This is a genomic window from Paraburkholderia sp. Ac-20340 (assembly GCF_017104965.1).
In the GTDB taxonomy this organism is placed as follows: Bacteria; Pseudomonadota; Gammaproteobacteria; order Burkholderiales; family Burkholderiaceae; genus Paraburkholderia.
In genome coordinates this window covers 357,288-378,358 of sequence record NZ_JAAGPR010000001.1, presented here as the reverse complement: position 1 = coordinate 378,358, position 21,071 = coordinate 357,288, and the positions used below count along the sequence as shown (strand labels likewise).

The following is a 21,071-nucleotide window of genomic DNA, read 5'->3' as shown; positions in this document are numbered from 1 at the left end:
GCGACGAAACACCTGCGCGTTCACGAAGCATGACGACGGCTCGCTGATCGGTGGGTCAGGCCTCTTTGCCCCGCAAGTCGCGTGCGCGCAATCCGCCTCCTTTTTGTATGATTGCATCTGCATCGATTTCACCCTTTTTGCCCTGCTTTTGCCCCATAGAGGGCGCGCCATGTGGTTGATATGGCGTGAAAAACCGGTCGATATTCCCGCCCTGGCTATATCGGCCTACGAACCATCGGAAAGAATCGGAAAAAAATGCCTGCCCTGAATGCGATCGACCCGCTGCGCTTCAAACGCATCATTCAAAGAAACGTCGCGCTGCCGCTGCTTGCGGGCGTGGCGACCGCCGTGGCTTTTGTCGCGCTGATCGCCTATCTCGTCTCGACGATGAACTGGGCCGAACACTCCGAGCGCGTGATCGGCGAAGCCTACGAACTGCTGCGCGTGCAGGCCGACCGCGAATCGAGCCTGCGCGGCTTCCTGCTCGACGGCGACGAGCGCGTGCTCGCGCCGTTCGAGGTGGGCCGTCCGCGTTTCGAAGCGCAGGTGGGCAGTCTTTCGAACCTGGTCGCCGATAACCCGCCGCAGATCGAACGTCTCAAGCGCATCCTCGCGCTCGCGCAGCAATGGGACAAAACCGCCAGCGAAGCCGTGCGGCTGCGGCGCTCGCACGACAGCGTGCTCGCCGTGGTGCAGAACGACAACGGCCAGGCCAATGCCGATGCGATCCGCCGCGATTTCGCCGACTTTCTCGCCGAAGAACAACGCCTGCGCCAGGAGCGCACGACGGCGGCGCGCGGCCTGACTATCATCACCGTGGCCGTCTTTCTCGCGCTCACGGTGCTGGTGAACGGCCTGCTCGCGTGGCTCGGCCGCCGCGAAATGACCGCGCTCTCCAACACCTACGACGGCGCGCTGCGCAGCCAGGCCGAACAGGCCGAAGCGCTCGCGGAACAGGTATGGCTGCGCTCGGGCCAGCGTCTGCTGGCCGAAAGCGGCATGGGCAAGGAAGCGCTCGCGGAAGTGGGCGGCGCGATGCTCGACTGTCTGGCCGGTTATCTGAGCGCGAGCGTCGCCACGCTCTACGTGCGCGATTCGCACGATGCCTCGCTGCGCCGCGTGGCGACCTTCGGCTTCGGCGAGGAAAGCGGCTACAACGTGCCGATGTTGCAAAACGGCCAGACGCTGGTGGGCCAGGCCGCCGCTTCGCGCCGCGTGATCGAGTTGCGCGAAGCGCCGGCCGGCTATCTGAAGGTGGAATCAGGTTTGGGCTCGGCCACGCCCGCCTCGCTGCTGATTTCGCCGATCGACGCCAGCGGCCAGATCAACGGCGTGGTGGAACTCGCCTTCATGCGCGCGCTGCTGCCGCGCGACACCGAATTCCTCACGCGCGTGGCCGGCACGATGGGCGATCTGGTGGAAGCCGCGAATTCGCGCGAGCGCCTGCAACTCGCCTACGGCGACGCACAGCAACTGAATCACGAATTGCAGGTGCAGCAGGAAGAACTGCGCGTGGCCAACGAAGGCCTCGAAGAACGCGGCCGCGCGCTGATGGATTCGCAGACGCGTCTGGAAGCGCAACAGGTCGAACTCGAACAGACCAACGTGCAACTCGAAGAATACGCACGCCGCCTCGAAACGCAGAAGAACGAACTCGAACGCGCCCAGGGCGAACTCACGCGCAACGCCGAACGCCTCGCGCAATCGAGCCGCTACAAGTCGGAATTCCTCGCCAACATGTCGCACGAGTTGCGCACGCCGCTCAATAGCTCGCTGATTCTCGCGAAGCTGTTGCAGCAGAATCGCACCGGCAATCTCAGCGAAGAACAGGTGCGCTACGCGTCCACGATTCACGCGTCGAACACCGATTTGCTCGCGCTCATCAACGACATTCTCGATCTGTCGAAAGTCGAAGCGGGCCAGGTTCAACTCACGCTCGAAACCGTCAAGCTCGACGAAATGACGGCCTCGCTGCACGAAATCTTCGCGCCGCTCGCGCGCGAGAAACACGTGGCGCTCACCATCGACCGCCTGCCCGGCGTGCCGGACGCGCTCACCACCGACGGCCAGCGCGTGCAGCAGATCCTGCGCAACCTGATGTCGAACGCGCTGAAATTCACGGCGCAAGGCGAAGTGTCGCTGACGGTTTCGCCGGTCGATGCCAACGTCCTGCGCTTCGACGTGCGCGACACCGGCATCGGCATCGCCGAAGACAAGCTGGACATGATCTTCGAAGCGTTCCAGCAGGCCGATGGCTCGACCAGCCGTCAATATGGCGGCAGCGGTCTGGGACTGTCGATTTCGCGTGAACTGTCGCGCCTGCTGGGCGGGCGCATCGGTGTCGCGAGCGAGCCGGGCGTGGGCAGCGTGTTCACGCTCTGGCTGCCGCTCGACAGCACGGCGGCGGCAAAGCTCGCGCAGGAAGAAAGCGCCGCGACCATCGCCAGTCTCGCGAACGTGGCTGCCGTGAAGAGCCGTGCGCAGAATACGCCCGCCACAGCCGCCGATTCCGCCGACACCCTCACGCTCAACGCCGATGCGCGCGCCGGTCAGGCCATCGTGGCCGCCAGCGCGCTCGCCGTGCATGCCGCTTCCATCGACGACGACCGCGCGCAGCGCAGCCACGGCAACCGCGCGATTCTCGTGATCGAAGACGATCTGTCCTTCGCCGAAATCCTGCGCGACCTCGTGCACGAACTCAAATTCGACTTCCTGCACGCCGCCGACGCCGCCACCGGCTTCGCCATGGTCAAGGACGAAGCGCCCGTGGCCGTGCTGCTCGACGTGGGCCTGCCCGACCGTTCGGGTCTATCGGTGCTCGAATGGCTCAAGAGCGATCCGCTCACGCGCCATATTCCCGTGCATATCGTCTCCGCCACCGATCACGCCGACAAGGCGCTGCATCTGGGCGCGATCGGCTACACGCTCAAGCCCACGGCGCGCAGCACGCTGGAAGCGGCGATCCGCCGCCTCGAATCGCGGCTCGAACAGCGCGTCAAACGCGTGCTGGTGATCGAGGACGACTACGCGATGCGCGAAAGCATCCGCGCGCTGCTGGTGGGCGATGGCGTGGAAATCGTCGCCGTGGGCACGCTCGCGGACGCTCACGCGCAAATCGCGCAAGGCACCTTCGATTGCATCGTCACCGACCTCACGCTGCCCGACGGCACCGGCTACGACCTGCTCGAAACGCTCGCGGGCGAAGCGGGCGTGGCGCCGCTGCCGGTGATCGTCTACACCGGCCGCATGCTCTCCGACGACGACGAACAACGCCTGCGCCGCTACTCGAAATCGATCATCATCAAGGGCGCGCGCTCGCCCGAACGTCTGCTCGACGAAGTCACGTTGTTCCTGCATAGCGTGGAATCGCAACTCGCGCCGGAGCAGCAGCGCATGCTGCGCGCGGTGCGCCAGCGCGACGACACCTTCGAAGGCAAGACCATCCTGCTGGCCGAAGACGACGTGCGCAACATCTTCGCGCTCTCGCACGTGATCGAACCGCTGGGTGCGAAGCTGCTGATCGCGCGCAACGGCCGCGAAGCGCTGGACATGCTGGGCGGCCAGGAGCGCGTCGATCTCGTGCTGATGGACGTGATGATGCCGGAGATGGACGGCCTTGCCGCCATGCGCGCGCTGCGCGGCGACCCGCGTTTCGCGCACGTCGCGCGTCTGCCGGTGATCGCGCTGACCGCCAAGGCGATGGCCGACGACCGCCAGCGCTGCCTCGAAGCGGGCGCCGACGACTACGTTTCCAAACCCATCGACGTGGACAAGCTGGTCTCGCTGTGCCGCGTCTGGCTGCGCAAGTAATGCGTCACCGAACCCCATGACCGAACCGAATCTCCCTACGCCCGAGGGCGCCGCGAAACCGGCGCCCAGCGTCTTCGACATCGAATTGCGCCTGCTGCTGGAAGCGATCTACCTGCGCTATCAGCACGATTTCCGGCACTATTCGCTGCCTTCGCTGCGCCGCCGCCTCGAAGAAGCGCGGCGCGATTTCGGCGTGGCGTCGCTGAGCCAGTTGCAGGACCGCGTGCTGCGCAACCCCGACGATTTTTCGCGCCTGTTCGGCTACATGACGATCCAGGTGAGCGACATGTTCCGCGACCCGGAATACTTCCTCGCGCTGCGCCAGCACGTGTTGCCGGTGCTGCAGACCTATCCCTCGCTCAAGGTCTGGGTGGCGGGCTGCAGTTCGGGCGAAGAGTTGTGGTCGTTGAAGATCCTGTTCGAAGAGGAAGGCCTCGCCGAACGCACGATCTTCTACGCCACCGATATCAGCCCGCAGGCGCTGGAGCGCGCGGAATCGGCGATCTATCCGGTCGACCGCTTCGCGGGCTTCAGCCAGAACTACCTCGCGGCCGGCGGGCGGCGCACGCTGTCCGATTACTATCACGCGGCCTATAACGGCGCGCGGTTGTCGAGCACGCTCAAGGAACGCGTGGTGTTCGCCGATCACAGCCTCGCCACCGACGAAGTCTTTCTCGAAGCGCATCTGGTGTCGTGCCGCAACGTGCTGATCTATTTCGACCGCCCGCTGCAGGACCGCGCGATCGGCCTGTTCGAACGCGCGCTGGTGCGGCGCGGCTTTCTGGGACTCGGCAGCAAGGAGAATCTGCGTTTTTCGCAACGCCACGAAGCCTTCGACGAGTTCCGCGCCGCCGAACGCATTTACCAGAAGCGCTGAACCGCATAGCCAGACCATCATGTCCGCTCAACCAACCGCCTGTCCGCCAGCACACGGGACAACACCGGCCGCTGGCCCGTTCGACGCCGTCGTGATTGGCGCGTCGGCGGGCGGCGTGGAGGTGCTCGGCCAGATCCTGCCGATGCTGCCCGCACGTTTCGGCGCGGCCGTGCTGATCGTGCTGCATCTGCCGCCCGCCACGCCGAGCTTTCTCGTGCGCGCCTTATCGGACCGCTGCGCGCTGCCGGTCAGCGAACCGGACGCGGGCGAGCCGATCGTCGCCGGTCGCGTCTATATCGCGCCGCCCGACTACCACATGCTGGTGGACGCGCAGGCCTGCATCGCGCTGTCGATCGGCGGCCCGGTGCGTTATTCGCGCCCGTCGATCGACGTGCTGATGGAATCCGCCGCCGACGCTTACGGCTCGCGCCTGCTGGGCGTGCTGCTGTCGGGCGCCAACGACGACGGCGCGCGCGGGCTCGCTGCGATCCGCGCGGCGGGCGGCACGGCCTGGGTGCAGACGCCCGCCACCGCCAGCGCGCCGCAGATGCCCGAAGCGGCCATCGCGCTGGGCGCCGCCGATGAAACGATGACCCCTGCCACTCTCGGCGCGCGGCTTGCCGCGTGGCCGGGGCTGAATCTGGCTTGATCCTGGATTGACCTTAATGAACAGCATCAATATGCCCATCGTCAATGTGCTGATCGTCGACGACATCGAGCACAACCTCACCGCGCTCGCGGCCCTGCTCGCGCGGCCCGAAGTGCGGCTGCTCGTGGCCCGCTCGGGGGTCGAGGCGCTCGAACTGCTGCTCGAACACGACGTCGCCGTCGCCATTCTCGACGTCAACATGCCGGGCATGAGCGGCTTCGAACTGGCCTCGCTGATCCGCGGCAGCCCGCGCACCTCGCATGTGCCGATCATCTTCCTCACGGCCACCTCGCAGGACGCGATCCGCACCTTCCAGGGCTACGAAGCCGGCGCGGTGGACTTTCTCTACAAGCCCATCGAGCCGCGCATCGTGCAATCGAAGGTGGGCATTTTCGTGCAGCTCGAACTGCAAAAGCGCCAGCTCGCCGAACAGCTCGCCGCCACGCGGCAAATGCTCGAAGCCAACGAAATGCTGATGGCGGTGCTCAGCCACGATCTGCGCACGCCGCTGTCGGCCGTGATGAGTTCGGCGGAATATCTGATGCGCGCCTCGACCGACGAAAAGACCACGGCCGTTGGACGGCGCATCGAACATTGCGGGCGGCGCATGACGCGCATGGTCGAGCAGTTGCTCAATCTCGCGCGCCTGCAAGGCGGACGCCTGCCGCTGCGGCGCTCGCACGTGCAGCTCGACACGCTTTGCCAGGCGGTGATCGAAGAGTTCGCGGCGAACACGGCCACGCTCGCCGATAGCCGTCTCGTGTTCGAAGCACACGGCGATCTGGCCGGCCAGTGGGATTCGGATCTCGTGGCGCAGGCGGTGGCCAACCTCGTCAACAACGCGCTCACGCATGGCGAGGCACACGCGCCCGTGCGCGTGCGCGCAAACGGCGAGTCGCCCGGCGAAGTGCTGGTGACCGTGGCCAACCTGGGCGCGATTCCCGCCGATGTGATGCCGCTGCTGTTCGGCGCGTTCAGCACCGCCACGCGCGCCGAACGTCAGGGCTCGGGACTGGGTCTTGGCCTGCATATCGTGCGGCTGATCGCACGCACGCATGGCGGCGACGTCAACGTGATCTCGAACGAAGCCGAAGGCACCGTGTTCACCATCCGGTTACCCCGCCGGCCGCAACCGGGGGCGCAACCGGGCGACGTCGCGTTGTTCTGACGCGGCTCGCAAACACGCGGCGAGGGCGGCGCAATTCGCGTGCCCTCGCCCGCTTGCTTCATTGGCGATTCATTCACGTTTCCATTGCGCGCCATCGTGCACTGTCTCACTGTCTGTGTGCCACGCCACACAAGCCCGGCGTTTTATTCCGAGTCCATAACGTTTGATAATGCGCGCTTTTTGAATAAGCACTTGTTAAAAGCGTGACTGAAAATACGTCGCGAATGCAGCCGTCAGGTTGTTTTGTCATCGATTTCATTTTTCCTTCCATTGCCTTACCTGACGGCTCCACCATAGCTGCTTCATCCATTCGCCATCGTTCGTCGTCCAGAACATGCTGGACAGCGCACACATTCCGATGGCACGAATCGATTCCCTGACTACAATGATTGGGTGCCTGCGATACCGCACCGGCGCACTGCATCAAGCGCTTGTTCAGACGTAATCATCGGTCGTGTGACGTTTCGATTCCTTCTTCTAGGAGGCATGCCCATGACGTGCCTGAACGAAAGAATGGTCGGTGCCGTCCTGCTCACGCTGGGCGGCTATGCGTACGCGGGCGGTCCCGCGTCCGACGTGCCCGAGGCGATCACCGTCGCCAATATCGCGCCGGCGCTGCCGGTCGAGGTCGTCACGACCACCATCCCCGAGCCCCAGGGCTACCTGTTCCACTACGAGATGCAAGCGCAGGCCAGCCAGGCCAAACCCTTTTTCGCGCAGATGGACCAGTACTACAGCGCCGATCTCGGGCATACCTACACCTACACGAAAAACGCCGCGCCAGGCGCGGGCGCGGCTCCGGCCAAGCCCACGGCGCAATTCCTCGATACCGGCACGTCCACGGCGCCGCAGATTTCCATCGTCCAGTTGCCGACCTCGAACACCGTGCTCGGCGCGCAGCCGCAACGCCGGCTCTCGCTGACCGTCAACGACTGGGTGTTCTCGGGCACGGCGCGCGTGGCCGTGCTGCACTCGCACGATTCCGGCGCGACCCTGACCGTGCGGCACGGCTTCTGAGCAGCCTCTGACAAGCTTTTACGCGCCATCCGCCAGCATGGCGCGCTGCGGCGTGCCCGCACGCCGGAAGCCCTGGGAGCGCTAAGTGCTATGCGATCTGCAAGAACAGATCGCGAGAACAATCAATGAAAGAAGGCACGAAAACGCGCGCCTCGGAGCCTGACGCCCGCTTCGGCTTTCTGCCGGAACACGGCGAAATGGCCCGGCGCGTGCGCTCGCTCGACTGGACAGGAACGGCGCTGGGCGGCCCCGAACAATGGTCGCCGAGCCTGCGCTCCGCGCTGAGCCTGTGCCTGAGTTCGCGCTTTCCCATCGTGATCTGGTGGGGCAGCGACTATCGCATTCTTTACAACGACGCTTACATTCCCTTTCTCGGCACCAGCAAGCATCCGCACGCGCTCGGCCAGTCCGGGCGCGACTGCTGGAGCGAAATCTGGCCCAGCATCGGGCCGATGCTCGAAGGCGTCACGCGCAAAGGCAAAGCCATCTGGTCCGACGACGGCCAGTATTTCTTCGATCGCGACCTGCCGCGCGAAGAGGTCTACGTCACCTTCACCTATGGCCCGATCCTCGCGGCGGACGGGCACACCGTCGAAGGCGTGTTCTGCCCGTGCACCGAAACCACCGAGCGCGTCGTCAGCGCGCGCCGGCTGGAAACGCTGCGCATGCTGGGCGTGCGCGCGCCGGACACTACGGGCATCGTCGCCGCCTGCGAGCACGTGACCGGCGTGCTGGCGCAGAACCGCTACGACGTGCCGTTTGCCATCGTGTATCGCTGCCACGCCAGCGAGGGCGCGGATATCGGCGACACCCGCTTCGAACTGCTGGCCTCGACAGGCCTCGACACCGCCACCGCCGCACACGACGCCGCCGCCTGGCCGCTCGCCGACGTTCTCCACACCGGCCATGAAGTCGATGTCGATCTGACCGCGCGCGCGCTCGCGGCGCCCGGCGGCGCGTGGTCGGAGGCCGCCGTGGCGGCGCGCATCCTGCCGCTGCGCTGGGGCGGCGACGCCAGCATCTGCGGGCTGATCGTGCTGGGCCTGAGCCCGCGCCGCCCGCTCGACCGCGCCTACGGCACCTTTCTCGATCTGGTGGCCGGGCAGACCGGATCGGCGGTCGCGAACGCGCTCGCCTACGAGCAGGAACGCCGCCGCGCCGAAGCGCTCGCCGAAATCGACCTCGCCAAGACCGCGTTCTTCTCGAACGTGAGCCACGAGTTTCGCACCCCGCTCACGCTGATCCTCGGGCCGCTCGAAGATGCGCTCTCGGAAGCCGCCGCGGCCGCAAACGCTGCGGCGGCCATGACGTGGCCGCGCGAGCGCGTCGAGATGCTTCATCGCAACGCGCTGCGTCTGCAAAAGCTCGTCAATTCGCTGCTCGACTTCTCGCGTATCGAAGCGGGCCGAGTGCGCGCAAGCTTCGCGCCCACCGACCTCGCCCGCTTCACGACGGACCTCGCCAGCGTGTTCCGCTCGGCGATCGAGAGCGCGGGCATGCAGCTGACGGTCGATTGCCCCTTGCTCGCCGAACCGGTCTACGTCGATCACGACATGTACGAGAAGATCGTGCTCAACCTGATGTCGAACGCCTTCAAGTTCACGCTCGACGGCGAGATCGAAGTGAAACTGCGCGATGCCGGGCAAACGGTCGAACTCGCGGTGCGCGACACGGGCACCGGCATCGTCGAAGCGCAATTGCCGCATATCTTCGAGCGCTTTCATCGTATCGAAGGCGCGCGCGCCCGCACGCACGAAGGCACGGGCATCGGCCTCGCGCTGGTGCTGGAACTGGTCAGGCAGCATGGCGGATCGGTCAGCGTCGACAGCACGCCGGGCGTGGGCAGCACCTTCACGGTGACGATCCCCAAAGGCCACGCTCATCTGGCGCCCGGGCATGTCAACCCGTCAGAAGTCACGCCAATGCCGCCGGCTCCGGCAACCCCGGCCTCCACGCGCCAGTACGCCGAAGAAGTTCTGAGCTGGCTGCCCGCCGAAGCGGCTCAGGCATCGCCGACCCAATCGCCGACCCAACCATCAACCCAGCCGCCAGCAACAACGCCCACGCTGCTGCCCGGCGCCATCGACGCGGTGCAACTGCACGCGGCCTTGCGTCCGGCGGGCATCGCCCAGGCCGCCCAGCGCGCGCGCATCGTCTGGGCCGACGACAACGCCGATATGCGCCGCTACGTCGAGCGCCTGCTCGCGCCGCTCTACGACGTGGAAGCCGTGCAGGACGGCGCGGCGGCGCTGACCAGCGTGCGCCGCGCCCCGCCCGCACTGGTGCTCGCCGATGTGATGATGCCGGGCCTCGACGGCTTTGCGCTGCTGCGCAGCCTGCGCGCCGACGCGCAGACGCGCGCGATCCCGGTGATCCTGCTGTCCGCGCGAGCGGGCGAGGAAGCGCGCATCGAAGGCATGCAGGCCGGCGCCGACGATTACCTCGTCAAGCCGTTTTCCGCGCGCGAACTGCTGGCGCGCGTGGACGCGCATCTGATGCTGGCGCGCCAGCGCGAACTGGTCAACGACACGCTACGCGCCAGCGAAAAGCGCCTGCGGACCATCATCGAACAGTTGCCGGCGGGCGTCGGCGTGATGGATATGTCCGGCAACTGGACGCTCAGCAACACGGTGATGAAGCGCTGGATGCCGCAAGGCATTCCGTCGATGCAGGTCGACCAGATCCCTTACTGGCGCGCCTGGGACGCACGGGGCAACCCGGTTGCGCCCGAAAACTGGCCCGGCACGCGTGCGTTGCGCGGCGAGACCGTCATGCCGGGCCTGGAGATGCGCTTCACCGAAACCACCGGCGAGCCGCACTGGATGCGTTCGAGCGCCGCGCCGTTGCGCGACGGCGCGGGCCGCGTGGTGGGCGCCTGCGTCGTCGTGCAGGACGTGACGCAACTCAAATCGGCCGAACAGGCGCTGCGCGAAGCCGACCGCCGCAAGGACGAATTTCTCGCCACGCTCGCGCACGAACTGCGCAACCCGCTCGCGCCGATCCGCAACGGCCTGCACATCCTGCGCCTCGCCGATGCCGGCAGCGCCGCCGCGCAGCGCACCCACGACATGCTCGAACGCCAGCTCGACCATATGGTGCGTCTCGTCGACGATCTGATGGAGGTGTCGCGCATCACGGGCGGCAAGATCGAGCTACGCCGGGAAGCGGTCGAACTCGGCAAGGTGCTGCGCCAGGCGATCGACACGAGCCGTGCGCAGATCGACGCCGCCGGGCACCAGCTCACGGTGAGCCTGCCGCCCGAGCCGCTGACGCTCCACGCGGACCCGGTGCGGCTCGCGCAGATCGTCGCGAATCTGCTCAATAACGCCGCGAAATACACCGATCCGGGCGGGCAGATCTGGCTCACGGCGTCCTGCAACGAAAGTCTCGAAGCCGTGGTGTCGATCCGCGATAACGGCGTGGGCATTGCGGCGGCCATGCTGCCGAAGGTGTTCGACCTGTTCATCCAGGGCGAGCGCGCCGAACGCACGTATAGCCGCGCCCAGGGCGGGCTCGGCATCGGCCTGACGCTGGTGCGCAGTCTGGTGGAGTTGCACGGCGGCACGGTCGAGGCCAGAAGCGAGGGGCCCGGTCGCGGCAGCGAATTCGTCGTGCGCCTGCCGATGGCCGCCGCGCCGCACGGCGATTCGCGCGACGAACGGCCCGCGCTGCCCGCCGATACGCTGATCGGCCGCAGCATTCTGATCGTCGACGATAACCGCGACGCCGCCGATAGCCTCGGCGTGCTGCTCGAACTGCTCGGCGCCGATGTGCGGATCGTGCGCGACGGACCCGCCGCGCTGACGATGATCGAGACCTGGCAGCCCGATGTGGTGCTGCTCGATATCGGCATGCCGGGCATGGACGGTTACGAAGTGGCGCGGCGCGTGCGCGCGCATCCAGAAAGCGCGGATCTCGTGCTGATCGCCTTGACGGGCTGGGGGCAGGATGAGGACCGGCGGCGCTCGAAGGAAGCCGGGATCGACTTTCATCTGGTCAAACCCGTGGATATGCGGGCGCTGCACCGCTTGTTGATGGAGGCGGTAGGGAAGCGGGCCAAATAAGCCAGCCAAATAAGCGGCCCGAGTAAGCCGCCAAACCCACTCGTCGCGCCCCGACCGGAATCGTCGTAAATCCGCCGCGCCGGACCGCGTGGCGTGCCCATACCGGCAACATAGCGCGAACGTTCTATGCACCGCCCCGGCGGCTCCCGTACCGTGCCAGTCATCCCGCGCAGCTTCGACGCCCTCACCCCGCCGCGCGGCCACGACGACACCAGGAGAACCGCATGTCCGCGCCCGAAGCAAATCACGCCTACGCCCTCACCCTGTCCTGTCCGAGCGCGGCGGGCCAGGTGGCCGCCGTCGCGGGCTTTCTCGACCGCCATCGCTGCTATATCGACGAACTGACCGTTTTCGACGATGCCGAAAGCGCCCGCTTCTTCCTGCGCTGCGTCTTCCACGCGGACACGCAAAACGGCGCTCAGGATGCCGCCACGAAACTCGACCTCGCCGCCATGCGCGACGACTTCGCGCCCACCGGCCGCAAGCACGGCATGGACTGGGCGATTCACGATCTGCGCCGCCGGCCCAAGGTGCTGCTGCTCGTCTCGAAGCTCGAACATTGCCTGAACGATCTGCTGTTCCGCTGGCGCATGGGCGAACTGGAGATGGAGATCGCGGGCATCGTCTCGAATCACCCGGATTTCGAATCCATCGCGCAGCAGCATCGCCTGCCGTTCCATCATCTGCCCGTGAACGCGCAGACGCGCGACCAGCAGGAAGCGCAGTTGCTGGGTCTGGTCGAGAGCAGCGGCGCGGAACTGGTGGTGCTCGCGCGCTACATGCAGATTCTTTCCGATGCCACGAGCGCAAAACTCGCCGGACGCGCGATCAACATCCACCACTCGTTCCTGCCCGGCTTCAAGGGCGCGCGGCCGTACCATCAGGCCCACGCTCGCGGCGTCAAGCTGATTGGCGCGACCGCGCATTTCGTGACCGCCGATCTCGACGAAGGCCCGATCATCGAGCAGGAAGTGCAGCGCGTCGACCATGCCTTTGGCCCGGAGCGGCTGCTGGCGGTCGGGCGCGATCTCGAATGCGTGACGCTCGCGCGCGCGCTCAAGGCGGTGCTGGAGCATCGCGTGTTTATCAACGGTGCGCGGACGGTCGTGCTGTAAGGGCTAAACGGCGCGCCTGCGCACCATTAATTAGCTAACGTCAAACCCCGCGTCTGCGCCGGGCCTCCGCTGCGAGGCCCGCGAGCGTTTCTGCGCTCAGACGCTGCGCGATCCGCTGCACATAGTCGTGATGGTGCGCCTGCAAAGGCGCGCTCAGATATTGCGCATGCAGATAGCGCAGCAAGGCAATCCGCCGATGCCCGCGCGCCATGCTCAACTCCAGCAACGCAAGCGCGGCCTGCGCATCGCCCGAGGCAGCGCGTTCGGAGAGTTCGACGGTCTGGGGGCGCATACTGGCGGGGTGATCGGCTGCGGGCAGTGTTCGATAGCCTGAGCATCGCTCACGCCGACACCGCGCCGATAGAACGCGCGCGGCATCGAGCAGGAACCGCCGCGCCGCGGTGCGCATTCGCGATGGTAAATGGCGCAAAATGACAAGTGCGCGCGCGCCGGATCGGCGACGCTTGCCCTGCGGGCATCGCCCTTTGCGCCAGAACCCGTGCGCGTACGTTCCGCTTCCCTGAGCCGCTGTATCGACACATGAACATGCACGCCGAACCGCTTCCGCCCGCCGACCAGACCGAGGATCGCATCCGCTTCGGCATCGTGCTGCTGCCGAACTTCACGCTCACCGCCTTTTCGGGCTTCGTGGACATGCTGCGTCTGTCCGCCGACGATGGCGATTACAGCAAACCCGTGCGCTGCTCGTGGCGCATCGTCGGCGAAACGCTCGCGCCGGTGCGCGCGAGTTGCGGCATCCAGATCGCGCCGTGGGAAACCTTTGCGGATGCCGGCGAATTCGATTACGTCGTCGTGGTGGGCGGTCTGCTGCATTCCGGCCCGCAGGCGAACGAGGAAACGCTGCGCTTCATCCGCAACGCGGCACGCGGCGGCGCCACGCTGGTGGGCATCTGCACGGGTGCATTCACGCTGATGCGCGCGGGCGTGCTCGACGAGCATCGCGTCTGCGTGAGCTGGTTCCACTACTGGGATTTCATCGAGCGCTTTCCGAACGTCAACGCCGATATGCTGGTCGCCGATCGCCTGTTCGTGATCGACCGCCGCCGTATTACCTGTTCGGGCGGGCGCGCGTCGATCGACGTGGCGGCCGCCATTTTGCTGCGCCACTTCGATCACGCAACCGTGCAGAAAGCCTTGCGCATCCTGCTGGTGGGCGAAATGCAGAAAGGCAACGCGCCGCAGCCGCATCCGCCCGGGCTCGATCCGGCCACGCATCCCAAGGTCAAGCGCGCGATCCTGCTGATGGAGCAGCATGTGGGGCGCAACGTGCCGCTCGAAGAACTGGCGTGCAAACTCAATCTTTCTCCGCGTCAGCTCGAACGGCTATTCAAGGCCGAAACCGGCAAGAGCCCGCGCGCGTTCGCCAATGGCCTGCGCCTGCGCACGGCGGCGTGGCTGCTGACCAGTTCGGATCGAACCGTCGCCGATATCGCATCGAGCTGCGGTTTCTCCGATGCCTCGCATCTGGGCCGCGAATTCCGCAAACAGTTTGGCGTGCCGCCGATGATGTTCCGCGAGCAGCGCAGCGGCCAGGAAGACATGCGCCTCGAATCGTTCGACGACTTCATGCGCAACGGCGCGGCCGTTGAGCAAACGCCGCTGGAAGTCGATCACGATTGAGTCGTCTGGCGAGTCTTCAAGCGCGCCCGGCCCGCCGCTCGGAACTGGGCGCATGACCGAACTGCACGCGATACGCCTTGCTGAAATGGCAAGGCGAATTGAAGCCGCAATGCGTGGTGATATGCGCAACCGACATATCGGTCGTGCGCAGCAATTCACGCGCGCGTTTGAGCCGCAGCGTCAGATAATAATGCGCTGGCGAGATATTCAAATACGCCTTGAACATGCGCTGCAAATGCCGTTGCGAAAGCCGCACGAGGCGCGCCAGTTCTTCCAGCGAAAGCGGCTCTTTCACATTCGCTTCCATCAGGCGCACCACTTCCACGAGTTCCGCGCGCGAAAAACCCACGCGCGCATCGACGGGAATCGGCTGTAGATCGCTGGCGCTGCGAATACGTTCGAGAATGAATTGCTCGGAGACTTTCGCGGCCAGCGGCGGCCCCAGTCGCGCGCTCACGAGATCGAGCATCAGATCGAGCGGCGCGGTGCCGCCCGTGCAGGTCAAACGGTCGCGATCGACCACGAAGAGTTCATCGGCGAAACGCACGCGCGGAAACTCCTCGTGCAGCGCCGAAAGACTTTCCCAATGCACCGCGCAACGATAACCGTCGAGCAACCCGCTCGACATCAGCGCATACGCACCCGTGCAGATACCGCCCAGTGGCTTGCCGCTGCGCGCGATCTTCACCAGCGCTGCGCGCACGCGTTCATCGACGACATCGCGAATACGAATGCCGCCGCAGACAATCAGCACATCGGGCAAATTGTCCACGTCGAGCGCCTGTGTCGGCCGCACGGTAATGCCATTGCTGGCGCGCGCAGGCTGACCGTCGAGCGAGAAAATCGACCAGCGATAATGCTCACCATTGCCGACGTAATTGGCCATGCGCAACACTTCCACCGCGCTCGAAAACGCGATCATCGAGAAGTGCGGCAAAGTAAGGAAACCGAAATGCCTGAAAGACGATGCTTGCGACGATGCCGAGATAAGAGAGGGTTCCGCCTCGGCGATGTCGTGGGCCATGCCCGCAGCCATGTCGATAGTCACATTGCGCTCCCTGAGCAGGAAACGGTTCGAGCGCGCCGGGCCGGCGCGCCCCACTACGGATCGATCAAGCCTCGGCCGGCACTGCACGCACGCGGAACACCTGCTTGAGGCCCGAGAACAGCGGCGCTTTGGCGGCGCCGGGCGCGCGCCCGAAGCTCTCGGTGATGCGGTCCAGAATGATCGCCAGCAGCACGACCGACAGACCGCTTTCGAAACCCAGGCCGATATCGAGGCGCTGGATACTCGCGAGCACATCGTTACCCAGACCGCCCGCGCCCACCATCGACGCGATAATCACCATCGACAGCGCCATCATGATGGTCTGGTTCACGCCCTGCATGATCGACGGCAGTGCATTGGGAAACTGCACCTTGTAGAGCAGTTGCCACGGCGTGCAGCCGAATGCCTGCCCCGCTTCCACGATCTCGCGGTTGACGTGGCGAATCCCCAGGCTCGTGAGGCGCACGGCGGGCGGCATGGCGAAGATCACCGTGGACAGAATGCCCGGCACGCGGCCCAGACCGAACAGCATCGCGGCCGGAATCAGGTAGACGAAGGCGGGCATGGTCTGCATGAGGTCGAGAATCGGCCGCACGACGGTTTGCACGACCTTGCTCTTCGCGGTCCAGATGCCCAGCGGCACGCCCAGCACGAGGCTGATCAGCGTCGATGACAGCGTCAGCGCGAGCGTGACGACGGTTTGATCCCAGAAGCCCGTGGCGTAGATCAGCAGCAGCGAAGCCAGCGCGAATGCGGCGAAACGCCAGCCCACGCGCCACAGACCGCCGAGCACGAAAATCGCCATCAGCATCGGCATGGGAATGCCTTGCAGACCTTGTTCGATGAGTTTTGCGAAGCTCTCGATGGCACGGCCAATGGTGTCGAAGGTATTGGCGTCGTGGTCGAGCAGATAGTGAACCGACTGGTCCACCCAGCGGCCAAGCGGAATGATCTCAGACATGGTGGTGACTCCCGTTGCGCATCATGACCTTGAGGACGGCCGCCTGGTCGATCGAACCGCAGAAGCGGCCTTCTTCGTCGACCACCGGCAGGGCCACCGGATTCGCGCACACGCGCGACACGACCTGTTCGAGCGGCGCGCCGCGCGAGATGCATTCGATCTTCTTGACCTGCGGTTTGGCCACGCCAATCGCGTCGCGCGTAACGAAGCCGCTGATCCGGCGTTCGGCGTCCAGCACGAAGGCGTAATCGGCGCTGCCGTTGAGCGAGGCCGCCACGCTGGTGGCGTCGAGCGAGCGCACGAGCGGCACGCGCTCGGCCTGCATCAGATCGCCTGCGGTGAGGTAACGGCTGGTGTCCACGCCATCGAAGAAAGCGCGCACGTAGTCATCGGCAGGATGACTGATGATCTCGCGCGGGGTGCCGATCTGCACGATACGCCCGCCTTCCATGATGGCGATGCGGCTGCCGATGCGCAGCGCCTCTTCCAGATCGTGCGAAACGAACATGATGGTGCGGCGCTGCTCCTTCTGCAGTTGCAGCAGCACGTTCTGCATTTCCTTGCGCTTGAGCGGGTCGAGTGCGGAAAACGCTTCGTCCATGATCATCAGCGAAGGATTCACGGCCAGCGCACGCGCAAGGCCCACGCGCTGCTGCATGCCGCCGGAGAGTTCGGCGGGCAGCTTGTGTGCGAAGGCCGCAAGGCCCACCTGCTCCAGCACGTCCAGCGCACGCTTCTCGCGCTCCTTGCGGCTCACGCCCGCCACTTCCAGACCGAACGCCGCGTTGGACAGCACGGTGCGCTGCGGCATCAGCGCGAAGGACTGGAACACCATGCTCATGTCGGTGCGGCGCAGCGACACCAGTTCCGATTTACGCACCGCCGCAATGTCGCGGCCATCGATCACCACGCGGCCCGCCGTGGGTTCGACCAGCCGGTTGATGAGACGGATCAGCGTGGATTTGCCGGAGCCGGACAGCCCCATCAGCACGAAAATCTCGCCTTCGTGGACTTCGAAACTCGCATTGTTGACGCCCAGAACATAACCGGTCTGGCGAAACAGGTCGTCCTTGGTCGCACCGCGCGCCAGCATCTCGCGCGCGAGCTTGGGATTGGGCCCGAACACCTTGCAGAGTCCGTCGACCACGATCTTGGGGGATTTCATGGAGTCCATCTCCTCGTGATGCAGGCGCCGGCCCGCACTGTGTCTGAACAGCCATGCCGGCGCAGCGCGCAGCGACACGTTTCGGATGCCTGATTGAATGACCTTGACGCGCGGCCTTATTGCGTCGATGCCACCCAGTCCTGCACGCGTTCGCCGTGCGCGGCAATCCAGCTATCCGCGGCGGCTTCAGGCTTGGTGCCGTTCTGGATCGCCAGCATCACGCTGTCGATCTCGCCCGGCTTCCATTGAAACTTCTTGAGGAACGCAATCACCGGCGGCGCCTTGGTTTCCAGCCCCGGATTCACGACGCTGTCCACGTGCTCGGCGGCGCCGAAGACATTCTTGGGATCGTCGAGAAAGCGCAGCTTGTACTTGGCGAACATCCAGTGCGGCGTCCAGCCCGTGACGATCACCGGCTTGTTGGCATTGACCGAGCGCGCCAGTTCCGCCGTCATGCCGCTGCCCGAACTGGGCATGACCGAATAGTTCAGACCATATTGCTTGATCGCCTGATCGGTCTTGGCCATCACGCCCGCACCGGCGTCGATACCCACGATGCGTCCCGCGAACGCCGACTTCTGTGCATTGAGATCGTCGATACTTTTGGCGGTGACGTATTGCGGCACCACGAGGCCGATTTTCGCGCCCGGGAAGTTGGTGCCCAGATCGACCACCTTGCCCTTGAACTGATCCCAGTACGCGCCCTGCGTGACCGGCAGCCAGGCGGAGAGCGTGGCGTCCAGATCGCCGCGCGCCACGCCCTGCCACATGATGCCGGCGGCCACCGGCACGAGTTCGACCTGATAACCGAGGCGTTTTTCGATGATGCGCGCCGCCACGTTCGAGGTCGCCACGCTGTCGTCCCAACCTTCGACGTAGCCGATTTTCAGCGTCGGCTTGCTGTCCGCGAGCGCTGCCGCGCTCAAGGCCACCGACACCACACCCATGCCCAACAATTTCGCAAGCAGCTTCACGGCAGTCTCCTGAGTTCCGGGCGATGAGCGCCCCACACCTCCAGATTCACCCGTCACAAATGGTCGATACCGTTGTTTTCCGACGCGATCTTGTCCAGCCGCGACGTGGTGCGCATAAGCCGATTTATTTATCGACGACGAGGTCCGAGCGCGGCGTGCTGCAGCACAGCAGCACCATGCCCTGATCGATTTCCCGCTGGCGAATCCCGCCGTTGTGCTTCATCTCCACCTCGCCGGAGACGAGCTTGACCTTGCAGGTGCCGCACATACCCTGAGTGCACGACGCGGGCAGACGCACGCCCGCTTCGCGCGCCGCCGCCAGCACCGGCTGATGCGAACCGCAACTGATCTCGCGCTGGCTTTTGGCGAACGTCACCGTGAAGGTCGAGGTTTCATTGGCTGCATTGCTCTTTTCCTCCGGCGCACTCAACGGCACATCGTTGGCCGCCAGCGTCTCGAACGAAAAACTCTCTTCGTGATAGCGCTCGCGTGCGAAGCCCGCTTCGGCGAGCAGATCGCGTACGGCCTTCATATAAGGCGCCGGACCGCAGGTGAAGATTTCGCGCTCCATGAAATCCGGCGCGATCAGCTTGAGCAAAGGCAGCGTGAGAAAGCCCGTGACACCCGCCCAATGCGTGCGCGCGCCCACGCGCTCGCACACGAAAGAAGTACGAAAACTCGTATGGCTCGCGGCGATCAATTCGAGTTCGCGCGCGAAGATCACATCGTCGGGCGTGCGGGCGCTGTGCACGAATACGATGTCGCGATCTTCGGCCAGATCGTGATACGCGCGACTCATCGACATCAAGGGCGTAATGCCCGAACCCGCCGACAGAAACAGATATTTGGGCGCGGCGTGGCGCGCACAGGTGAATTCGCCCGCCGGCCCGAGGACGCGGATCGACGCGCCGGGCATGAGGTTATCGTGCAGCCAGTTCGAGACCTTGCCGCCGGGCACGCGCTTGACGGTTATCGAAATCGTATGCGGCCGCGCGGGCGACGATGAAACCGTATAGCAGCGATTCACCGCTTCGCCGTCGATCTCCAGTTCGAGCGTCACGAACTGGCCCGGCTCGAACGAGAACGTGCGGCCTTGCGGCGAGCGCAGGAAAAAACTCTTTACGTCATGCGTTTCCTGCCGCACATGACAGCACTCCAGCGTTTCCTCGACATCGCTCGTCCACTTCTCCGGCAACGCACCCCAGAACGCCGGACGCGTCACGCGGCTATCCGCGGGATCGAATTGGGCCGCATCTCGCATCATGTCAGACTCCGCTTTCCACGCGCAGGGGAATGGTCCGCTTGCGCTCGAGCGCCGCGGCAAGACGGCCCACATACCAGGCCGAGAATTTTTCGACGAGTCCTTCCGTAAAGGGCGAATACGGACCCGGCTCGTACGCGCTGCTGGCCGCGCCGCGTTGCGAATATTCCACCAGCGTGCGGTCCTGGTTATTGGTTGCGTTCCAGACCGCCGTGAGATTCGCCACGTCGTAATCGATCCCTTCGCGCGCGTCCTGATGCACGAGCCAGCGCGTGCGCACCAGCGTTTCGCCAGCCGAAAGCGGAATCACCGAGAACGACACAATATGGTCGCTCATGAAGTGATGCCAGGAATTTGGCTGCGTCCAGAACGAGAGGCCGCCCAGATCGGCGTTGCGGAATTCGCCGAGCAGTTTCTTCGAGGCCACCTTGGCGTCGAGCGTCTGCGATTCGCCGCTGCGGTCGAGCGGCAGGCGCTGCGTGCGAAAGCCGGTCACGTCCAGCAGTTTTTCGATTTCGACCGAAGGCAGGTCGAGTTTTTCCCACTGTTGCGCGCGCTCTTCGCAGGTGCGCTCGAAAGCGTCCATGCCTTCCGCGTTGGCGGCCGAACGTTGATAGCCGAAGCCGTATTCGTAGAGCGAAATCGTCAGTTCGGGATGGTTCGCGACGCAGTGATAGCACTCGCGATTGTTCTCCATCACCAGCTTCCAGTTGCCCTTTTCGATGATGTCGACCTGCGCCGCCACCTTGCAACCGGCCAGATCGTGCGGCAGCAGATAAGGCTCCATGGCGGCGCGCATGAGATCGAAATCGGCGGGCGGTTCGTCGGCGAGACAGACAAAGATCAGGCCTGCCAGGTTTTGCACATGGACGCTCTTGAGGCTGTGTTTGCAGCGGTCGAACTGCTCGCCCATGTGTTCGGCGAACATCAGATCGCCGTTCAGGTTATAGGTCCAGCTATGGTACGGACAGACGATATTGCCCACCGTGCCCTTTTCCTCGTTGCACAGACGCGCGCCGCGATGGCGGCAGACGTTGTGAAACGCGCGCACCTGCATGTCGTCGTCGCGCACGATCAGGATCGAGTCTTTACCGAGCTCCACCGTCACATAGTCGCCCGGCTCGGGAAGCTCCGGCTCGACGGCCACCTGAATCCAGTGTTCCCTGAAAATCGCCTGCATATCGAGCGCGAAAATCTCCTCGCTCAGATAAAAAGGGGCTTCGAGGCTGTAACCCGCCTTGCGCCGCTCCACCAGCGCGCGCGCCTGCGCCACTGCATTTGCCGATACTTCTGCCGATACGTTCATCGTGTGCTCCGGATT

16 protein-coding genes are annotated in these 21,071 nt (G+C 65.0%); 8 read left to right on the top strand and 8 right to left on the bottom strand.

Annotated elements, in window-relative coordinates; all coding sequences use genetic code 11:
* The first annotated feature begins 255 nt into the window (after positions 1–255).
* From G3N59_RS01835 to G3N59_RS01820, 4 genes are read left to right on the top strand one after another with little or no spacing between them, the layout of a single operon-like run.
* Entirely contained in the window at positions 256–3,810 is a 3,555-nt protein-coding gene (locus tag G3N59_RS01835) for a response regulator (protein WP_205980780.1), read from the top strand.
* 16 nt (positions 3,811–3,826) lie between these two features.
* Positions 3,827–4,687: a CheR family methyltransferase gene (locus G3N59_RS01830; protein ID WP_205980776.1), complete on the top strand. Its 861-nt coding sequence runs from the start codon at positions 3,827–3,829 to the stop codon at positions 4,685–4,687.
* A 19-nt stretch (positions 4,688–4,706) separates the two neighbouring features.
* The gene (locus G3N59_RS01825; protein ID WP_205980773.1) at positions 4,707–5,336 is read left to right on the top strand and encodes a chemotaxis protein CheB; all 630 of its coding nucleotides are present in this window, start codon (positions 4,707–4,709) and stop codon (positions 5,334–5,336) included.
* 16 nt (positions 5,337–5,352) lie between these two features.
* Positions 5,353–6,504 (top strand): hybrid sensor histidine kinase/response regulator, encoded by a 1,152-nt coding sequence (locus tag G3N59_RS01820; protein WP_205980772.1) that lies wholly within the window; start codon positions 5,353–5,355, stop codon positions 6,502–6,504.
* A gap of 106 nt (positions 6,505–6,610) precedes the next feature.
* Here G3N59_RS01820 and G3N59_RS01815 read toward each other — a convergent pair whose 3' ends face one another.
* Positions 6,611–6,814, bottom strand: coding sequence for a hypothetical protein (locus G3N59_RS01815; protein ID WP_205980771.1), 204 nt, complete (start codon positions 6,812–6,814; stop codon positions 6,611–6,613).
* Between the two features lie 182 nt (positions 6,815–6,996).
* Between G3N59_RS01815 and G3N59_RS01810 the strand changes: the two genes are divergently transcribed.
* The 3 genes from G3N59_RS01810 (at position 6,997) to purU (ending at position 12,700) form a co-directional block, all read left to right on the top strand.
* Complete coding sequence (locus tag G3N59_RS01810; RefSeq protein ID WP_205980770.1) at positions 6,997–7,521, top strand: hypothetical protein; 525 nt, start codon at positions 6,997–6,999, stop codon at positions 7,519–7,521.
* Between the two features lie 125 nt (positions 7,522–7,646).
* On the top strand, positions 7,647–11,585 hold the full coding sequence (locus G3N59_RS01805; protein ID WP_241023116.1) for an ATP-binding protein: 3,939 nt from the start codon (positions 7,647–7,649) through the stop codon (positions 11,583–11,585).
* A gap of 224 nt (positions 11,586–11,809) precedes the next feature.
* The gene (purU, locus tag G3N59_RS01800) at positions 11,810–12,700 is read left to right on the top strand and encodes a formyltetrahydrofolate deformylase (RefSeq protein ID WP_205980768.1); all 891 of its coding nucleotides are present in this window, start codon (positions 11,810–11,812) and stop codon (positions 12,698–12,700) included.
* Positions 12,701–12,740: 40 nt separating this feature from the next.
* Here purU and G3N59_RS01795 read toward each other — a convergent pair whose 3' ends face one another.
* Entirely contained in the window at positions 12,741–12,992 is a 252-nt protein-coding gene (locus G3N59_RS01795) for a hypothetical protein (protein ID WP_205980762.1), read from the bottom strand.
* 254 nt (positions 12,993–13,246) lie between these two features.
* Between G3N59_RS01795 and G3N59_RS01790 the strand changes: the two genes are divergently transcribed.
* On the top strand, positions 13,247–14,341 hold the full coding sequence (locus G3N59_RS01790; RefSeq protein ID WP_241023115.1) for a GlxA family transcriptional regulator: 1,095 nt from the start codon (positions 13,247–13,249) through the stop codon (positions 14,339–14,341).
* Positions 14,342–14,357: 16 nt separating this feature from the next.
* Here the strand turns inward: G3N59_RS01790 and G3N59_RS01785 are convergent, their stop codons facing one another.
* The 6 genes from G3N59_RS01785 to G3N59_RS01760 form a co-directional block, all read right to left on the bottom strand.
* The gene (locus G3N59_RS01785; RefSeq protein ID WP_205981067.1) at positions 14,358–15,365 is read right to left on the bottom strand and encodes a GlxA family transcriptional regulator; all 1,008 of its coding nucleotides are present in this window, start codon (positions 15,363–15,365) and stop codon (positions 14,358–14,360) included.
* An 88-nt stretch (positions 15,366–15,453) separates the two neighbouring features.
* The gene (gene choW / locus G3N59_RS01780; protein ID WP_205980759.1) at positions 15,454–16,350 is read right to left on the bottom strand and encodes a choline ABC transporter permease subunit; all 897 of its coding nucleotides are present in this window, start codon (positions 16,348–16,350) and stop codon (positions 15,454–15,456) included.
* Positions 16,343–17,515 (bottom strand): glycine betaine/L-proline ABC transporter ATP-binding protein, encoded by a 1,173-nt coding sequence (locus tag G3N59_RS01775; protein ID WP_205980758.1) that lies wholly within the window; start codon positions 17,513–17,515, stop codon positions 16,343–16,345. The genes choW and G3N59_RS01775 overlap by 8 nt, the downstream gene beginning before the upstream one ends.
* 116 nt (positions 17,516–17,631) lie before the next feature.
* Entirely contained in the window at positions 17,632–18,489 is an 858-nt protein-coding gene (locus G3N59_RS01770; RefSeq protein ID WP_205980757.1) for a glycine betaine ABC transporter substrate-binding protein, read from the bottom strand.
* 124 nt (positions 18,490–18,613) lie between these two features.
* Complete coding sequence (locus tag G3N59_RS01765; protein WP_205980756.1) at positions 18,614–19,753, bottom strand: hybrid-cluster NAD(P)-dependent oxidoreductase; 1,140 nt, start codon at positions 19,751–19,753, stop codon at positions 18,614–18,616.
* Between the two features lies 1 nt (position 19,754).
* Positions 19,755–21,056: an aromatic ring-hydroxylating dioxygenase subunit alpha gene (locus G3N59_RS01760; RefSeq protein WP_205980755.1), complete on the bottom strand. Its 1,302-nt coding sequence runs from the start codon at positions 21,054–21,056 to the stop codon at positions 19,755–19,757.
* Positions 21,057–21,071 lie beyond the last annotated feature (15 nt).